The 6,636-nt window shown below is 49.7% G+C and carries 7 protein-coding genes; 1 reads left to right on the forward strand and 6 read right to left on the reverse strand.

The window, feature by feature from the left end; genetic code table 11:
* From DBO31_RS05980 to DBO31_RS06005, 6 genes are all read right to left on the reverse strand, one after another.
* Positions 1–314 (reverse strand): ATP-binding cassette domain-containing protein (locus tag DBO31_RS05980; protein WP_150824686.1); only part of this gene is annotated, 314 nt, incomplete at its 3' end.
* A gap of 17 nt (positions 315–331) precedes the next feature.
* Positions 332–1,039 (reverse strand): amino acid ABC transporter permease, encoded by a 708-nt coding sequence (locus DBO31_RS05985; protein WP_059077035.1) that lies wholly within the window; start codon positions 1,037–1,039, stop codon positions 332–334.
* Between the two features lie 16 nt (positions 1,040–1,055).
* Complete coding sequence (locus DBO31_RS05990; protein ID WP_234995414.1) at positions 1,056–1,850, reverse strand: amino acid ABC transporter permease; 795 nt, start codon at positions 1,848–1,850, stop codon at positions 1,056–1,058.
* 19 nt (positions 1,851–1,869) lie between these two features.
* Positions 1,870–2,733, reverse strand: a complete 864-nt coding sequence (locus tag DBO31_RS05995) for a transporter substrate-binding domain-containing protein (RefSeq protein ID WP_150824687.1) — start codon at positions 2,731–2,733, stop codon at positions 1,870–1,872.
* A gap of 40 nt (positions 2,734–2,773) precedes the next feature.
* Positions 2,774–3,772 (reverse strand): uroporphyrinogen decarboxylase family protein, encoded by a 999-nt coding sequence (locus tag DBO31_RS06000; RefSeq protein WP_150824688.1) that lies wholly within the window; start codon positions 3,770–3,772, stop codon positions 2,774–2,776.
* A gap of 422 nt (positions 3,773–4,194) precedes the next feature.
* Positions 4,195–4,965, reverse strand: coding sequence for an SDR family NAD(P)-dependent oxidoreductase (locus DBO31_RS06005; protein ID WP_150824689.1), 771 nt, complete (start codon positions 4,963–4,965; stop codon positions 4,195–4,197).
* A gap of 138 nt (positions 4,966–5,103) precedes the next feature.
* Between DBO31_RS06005 and DBO31_RS06010 the strand changes: the two genes are divergently transcribed.
* Positions 5,104–6,504, forward strand: a complete 1,401-nt coding sequence (locus tag DBO31_RS06010) for an FAD-binding oxidoreductase (RefSeq protein ID WP_150824690.1) — start codon at positions 5,104–5,106, stop codon at positions 6,502–6,504.
* The last annotated feature ends 132 nt before the right edge of the window (positions 6,505–6,636 follow it).

The raw sequence follows: 6,636 nt of genomic DNA on the forward strand, positions 1-6,636 counted from the left end.
CCGAGAGTCACATTTTCAAAGACCGTCTTATTGGCAAAGAGGTTGTATCCCTGAAATACGAAAGCCGTCTTTTTCCGCACGGCCGTAATATCTTTTGTCGAAGGATGGCTGAGATCGATGTGCATACCGGCAAAATCCATTTCCCCGGCATCGGCCTTTTCCAAAAAATTCAGGCAGCGCAGGAATGTCGTCTTGCCCGACCCACTGGGGCCCAGAATGACGACAACGTCGCCTTTTTCAATATCCATATGCACGTCTTTCAGTACTTCCAGATCGCCAAAGCTCTTGCGGACATGCTTAATTGACAATAACATGGAATAAATCTCCTTTCTTATGCACCGGCCCGGAAGGCTCCTACATGCTGTTCTGCAAATTTATATGCCAGCTGAATGACCGTACATACGATGAGATATACAATAAACACATCCAGGTACGATTCGATATAGTTATAACCATAGGAAGCGGCAATTTTTCCGATAGCCAGGACATCTTTGACAGTCATAAGGAATGCCAGGGAAGTCCCTTTGATCAGATTGACCGTAATATTGCAGACCGCCGGCAGCGCTACGACCATAGCCTGGGGAATGATGACTTTGCAGTATGTCTGGAATTCCGAAAGGCCGATAGAAACGCCGGCTTCAAGCTGTCCCTTAGGGATACTCAGCAGAGCCGAGCGGAATACTTCTGCCAAAAGGGCGATGGTATTCAGGGAAAAGACGACAACCGCATACCAGAACGGGTCGACGCTGTCGAAGACATTGAAGTCTGAGCCCAATGCTTTGACAACGACGTTGAGAAAGCTTGGGAGCAGACTATAGAGAAGCAGAATCTGCAGAATAATAGGCGTACCCCGGACAAAGGATATATAAGCCTGGGTAATGCCACTGCCGATGAGATTGCCTTTAATGCGGAGGACCGCCATATAAAACGCAATCGGTGCCGCAATGAGGAGACTCAGGGCTGTCAGTCCCAGTGTCGTGCCAATGCCCCCCCATACCTTATAAAAGGTTTCTATCATAAATGTATAATCCAGTTCCATATGGTTACTCCTTTTTCTAGCCCTGACGCTGAATGCGCCGCATCAGCGCCGGTACGCTTTTCCATACAGGCAGTATGCGTGCTTTTGCCTGTGCCGGATTCTTTGCCCGCAGGCTCTGCCCTTTGTCAAGATGTTCTTCCAACCGGAGGAATCCCTTGGCAATGCAGGTCGTCATAATCCAGTAGACAATCATGCAGGCCAGATAAATTTCCACACCATACGCCCCAAAGTTCTGGGCAATGATCAGATTTCCCTTGCCAATCATATCGATGAGGCCGATGGTGTAGGCCAGGGCCCCTTCTTTCAGCAAATTGATGACGGAATTGCCAAAGTTCGGCAGGGCTATGACTGTAGCCTGGGGCAGCATGACCTGGCGGAATGCCTGAAACGGGGTCAGGCCAATGCTGACTGCCGCTTCATACTGCCCTTTGGGGACAGCCTGATAGGCGGCCCGGAATACTTCAGAAATATAGGCGCCAAATAACAACGTAAAGGTGATGATGGCAAAGACGGCACGGTTTGTATCGTTGATATCATAATCGGTCATCGACTCCACCAGTTTCGGCAGACCGTAAAATACGATGAACAACAGGACAATGGAGGGCGTGCAGCGCATGATATAGATGTAACCGTTGGCAATCCAGCGCAGCACGCGGTGGTGACCCGTCCTGGCCCAGGCCAGTATCATCCCCAGCAGAGAGCCGAGGAGGATACTTGTGACGGCTACGAGCAAAGTCACGTCCAGATAGGACAGAAGGTCCGGTATGACCTGTACGATCATGGACGGATCAAATACTCTCGTACTATTCACAAAGCACTCCTCCTCTCACTTACTGTCCGATATACTGGGACAGGCTTTCACCAAAATATTTTTGTTCCAGTTCGGCAATCTTTCCTTCATCACGAAGTTCTTTGATAGCCTGATCGACTTCGTCTTTCAATTTCGTTTCTTTCTTATTGATCAGCGGATAAGTCGGGATGCCTTTGTAGCGGATATAGGTCAGCTGATCGTTGAACTGATGGTACGGAGCGTCGTCTTTGACGATATTGTTCTTGTAGCTCAGTTCAACTTCCAGATAGGCATCATAGCGGCCTTCCATGACCCAGCTGTAGGCATCGGCAATCTGGAATGCTTCCGACGATTTCAGGTCGATGGGCTTATCCGGATGTTCTTTATTGTATGTATCAATGACCATGTAGCGCGCATCCTGTGGGGCAATCGGCACGAGTTTGTCACTGTACTGGGCAAAGGAATCCATGTCTTTTACTTTATCGGCTTCATCTTTGCGGATGACCAGGCCTATGACGCTGGCACCGATGTAATTATCAGTAAAGAGATATTTCTTTTCCCGGGCTGCCGTTTTCCAGATGCCCTTGGTACCAATGGTGTATTTCCCCGATTCGACACCGATCAGAAGATCGTCGTCCGAGGTCGGCGTGAATTTCCATTCGTACTGCGGCAGTTTTTTGGCAACTTCTTTCATGACTGCTACTTCAAAGCCGTCGGCTTCTCCTTTGTCATTGACGAAATCATAAGGTACATAGTAATTCGTATACGCTACGTTGACGACTTTTTTCTTGCCGCCATCGCCGGCTGCGGCACTATCTTTCTTGCTGCATCCGGCAAGGCCGGCTGCGACGACACCAATCAAAGCGGCTGTGATGACAAATTTCCCTAATTTTTTTATATTCATGATATATTCCCCCTATATGCTTTACCCGTTATAATATCTATTATTTTGCAGCTTCCCGTACCCATTCAAAACGCTGCCAGTCCGTATCGCGCGGCACCGTGCAGTCTGCACCGAGGATGACGCCCTGCCGTCCGGCATGGTCCAGGATACGCTTCGTTTCGGCCTGTACTTCTTCTTTCGTACCATTGTACAGTACTTCCGTTTCCAGATTGCCAAATCCGCCGAGAGCAGCCCGGCCGCCAAAAATCTTCCGTCCTTCTTCCAGAGGCACGCCTTCGACGACAGCCGCCCAGTTAATGGTCTTCACATCGTAATCGGCATACCAGGTCAGATCATTGCGGTGGCCGGACCAGCCGCAGATATGGAGGATGTTGTAATCGCTTGCACTGTTAGCCGCGGCGAGGATCTGTTTTTCACCCGGCGCCAGCACCTGATCGTAAACATCTTTCGTAATTCCCTCACCGAGCAGATTCTGGAGACTGAAGTAAATACCGGTCACGCCGCCTTCGGTAATAATCCGGCGGGCCAGTTTTGCCAAATCTCCGGAAATGACATCGAGTCCCTGACGGACGGCGTCTGCATCTTCCTGTATAAGACGGCTCAGCCAGGCATCGCCCTGGGTAATATCGGGAAGCATGAATTTCACTGTCGTACTGGCGCAGAAGAGATTGTAAAACATGGCTACGTCATTACCGTATTTACTGGTCAGTCTCTTTGCATAGGCAATCTGCGTCGTAAACCACGGATCATCGTCAGCAAGGGGCTGGATCCGCTTGAAATCGGCCGCACTTTTCAGATTGAATGCCGTTCTATTTTCATAAGGAAAGAATCCATCGGTCATGATTTTTACAAAATCCGGCTTGGCCGTTTCGATGTATTTCGTCTGTCCCGCATAGAGCTGTTCGATCAATTCCGGATGCTGAAACGAATCGGAATGGATTTCATCTCCCAGGAAATGAAACCAGAATCCCACAGGAACACGGTCTACCGGCTTGTTATCCATAGCGGCTAATACTAATTCTTTTTTACTCTGTGTCATAGTCATATCCTCCTCTATTACTCCCATCACATTTCATGAATTTTTAAAATATGTTTTGAAACATTGGCGAAATATCCTCGTTTTTCCCATTTAGAGACAAAAAAAACACCGTCCCCATGACAGAGACGGTGGTCCGTGGTTCCACTCTGCTTACAGCAAATGCTGTATCTCGGCACCCGTAACGTGGGAAATCCGTATGAGCCTACTCGATTCGGCTCATCCGCTCGCGGAGGCATTCCAGCGCATTTGGCTTCTGCAGGAACTCTCAGCCTGGATTCCTGCTCTCTGTCTGACCGCCTGCGTGTACTTGTTCCGGTCTTGGCGTTTCCAATGTTTACGAACATAGTACACTTTAAAACAACACTTGTCAAGTGGACTTTTAAAAAATTAGAACATAATTCAATTTTATTTTTAGAATGTCATTATTCCCCATAGGAATACCCCGGATTCAGGGTCACACTACGGCCGCCGGAAATCTCAAGAGACGCTGCCGTCATATAGGAAGCCTGGGAGCTGGCCAGAAAGACAATAGGTCCGGCAATTTCTTCCGGTGAAGCGGCCCGGCGCAAGAGGCAGGTACGGCTCTGCTTTTCCAGATCAGCAGGGGCAATGGTCGCCCGAACCAGCGGCGTCAGCGTAAATCCCGGCAGTATGGATACGACACGGATGTGCTTTGACGCCACTTCCCCGGCAAAGGTATTGGTGAAGTTGACGACACCTGCTTTAAACGCTCCATAGAGCGTAGCCCGCCCGGATGTCGCACACCGCGCCGCCAGAGATGCCACATTGACAATGACCCCGCCCTGACGGGACAAATAGGGTACGGCTGCCTGGCTTCCCATGACGACGGATTTGAAATTGACGGCATAGGTCCGGTCAATTTCTTCTCCCGTATACCAAGTCCCCTTCCGGGCAATGGTCGCACCGACATTATTAACCCATACGTCTATGCGGCCGAACGTATCAAAGACGCGTCGGGCAAAGTCATGGACATCGTCTTCCTTTGTCATATCACACGATACGCCAAAAGCCCGCGGCCCCAGTTCTGCCACGGCATGCGCCAATACGTTTTTTCTGCGTCCACATATAGCGGTATAGGCCCCTTCGGCAATAAAAGCTCTGGCAGCTGCAAATCCGATACCTTCACTCCCACCAGTAATAACGACAACTTTATCCTGCAATCCCATGTCCATATAAATCACTCCTTTTCGGTATAGTTTAGCAGACATAATTACACATTGCAAATAAGAATAGGAAATGACTCTTTCCAGCCTACAGAAATGTGATAGAATATACGCATAATCAGATTACTTTATGACAGGAGGATCATTATGGAAACGTATCAGCCCATCACACCGGAAATCATTGAAAAACTCAAAGCCATTACCGGCCCTTCTTACGTAAAAACAGATAAAGACATACTGCTCCAGTACCAGACAGATTACGAAACGGACCCGCGCCGCTTCCATCTACCGGAAGCAGCCGTCATCCCGGCCAATGCCGAAGAAATTTCCCAGATTGTCAAACTGGCCAATGAATATCATTTTCCCATTACCGTCCGCAGTGGCGGCACAAGCCTGGCCGACGGTGCCATCCCTGTCTGCGGCGGCCTTGTCCTGTGCATGGAACGGCTCAACAAAATCATTGAACTCAATGAAGAAGGCATGTATATGACCGTCGAAGCCGGAGTGCGTACGGTAGATCTGCAGAAAGAAGCCAAAGCTCATGGCCTGCTCTACGCCGGAGACCCCTCCAGTGCAGAAAGCTGCATGATTGGCGCCAATCTGGCAACCAACGCCGGCGGCCTCAAAGCCGTCCGCTACGGCGTCACACGTCATCAGGTCTATTGTCTGGAAATGGTCACGCCGACCGGCGATATCGTCGAATGCGGCCGCATCCTGAAGAAATGCTCCACCGGCTACGACCTGGAACAGCTCATCATCGGCAGCGAAGGAACGCTGGGCATCATCACTAAAGTCACAGTCAAACTCATTCCCCTGCCGCCGTACCGGTTTGACGTCCTCGCCGTGTACACAGACCCGCGCAAAGCGCTGTACATGGTTCCCAAACTGCTTAAGGCCGGCATCGACCCGACCAGCGTGGAATACATGGATAACTCCTATGTCCGTGACACCGCCGATTATTGCCACTATTCGGATATGCCTCACTATGAAGACGGCATTTACGTCATCATCACCGTAGAAACGTTCCGTGAAGACGAACTGGACAGCAAGATGGAAAGTGTCTGCACCATCTGTGAAGAATCAGGCGCCGTCGATGTCCTCGAAGCGGATGAACGCATCTGGAATATGCGCCGCAATGTCCAGACATCGTGTGAAATGGTCAGCAAAGTCTTCCTCACCGATGACGTCGTCGTACCGGTCCACAAAATCGCTTCGACCATCGAAAAAATCATGGAAATCGGCGAAGATTACCCGTTCCAGGTCAAGATCAATGCCCACATCGGCGACGGCAACCTGCACATCGTCCTGTGCAAGATGGATATGAGCGACGAAGAATGGGAAACGAGCGTCGAAAAATTCCATCAGCAGGTATACGCCTATGCCTACAGCGTCGGTGGACGCCTGGCCGGTGAACACGGCATCGGAGCCAAGAAGCTCAAGTACATGGAAGAATTTACACCTAAAGGAGAACTGGCTATCATGAAAATCATCAAACGGGCCATGGATCCTAACAACATCCTCAATCCGGGAAAACTGATTGATGCATAAAAAAAGCGGCTGTCGTCCGAAGACAGCCGCTTTTTTGAGTTTGAAGTTGAAAGTTTGATGTGGATGGACTTTAATTTAAAACCAATGTTTCAAACGTCAAACATTCTTTAAGAGCCGCAGAGCTATGACCGA

The organism is Megasphaera sp. DJF_B143, assembly GCF_900320625.1.
GTDB lineage: Bacteria > Bacillota > Negativicutes > Veillonellales > Megasphaeraceae > Megasphaera > Megasphaera hexanoica.

Bases quoted from the DNA above. Each gene is read 5' to 3' on its own strand.
- DBO31_RS06010 (WP_150824690.1), top strand. From the start codon at position 5,104: ATGGAAACGTATCAGCCCATCACACCGGAAATCATTGAAAAACTCAAA.
- DBO31_RS05985 (WP_059077035.1), bottom strand. From the start codon at position 1,039: ATGGAACTGGATTATACATTTATGATAGAAACCTTTTATAAGGTATGG.
- DBO31_RS06005 (WP_150824689.1), bottom strand. From the start codon at position 4,965: ATGGACATGGGATTGCAGGATAAAGTTGTCGTTATTACTGGTGGGAGT.
- DBO31_RS06000 (WP_150824688.1), bottom strand. From the start codon at position 3,772: ATGACACAGAGTAAAAAAGAATTAGTATTAGCCGCTATGGATAACAAG.
- DBO31_RS05995 (WP_150824687.1), bottom strand. From the start codon at position 2,733: ATGAATATAAAAAAATTAGGGAAATTTGTCATCACAGCCGCTTTGATT.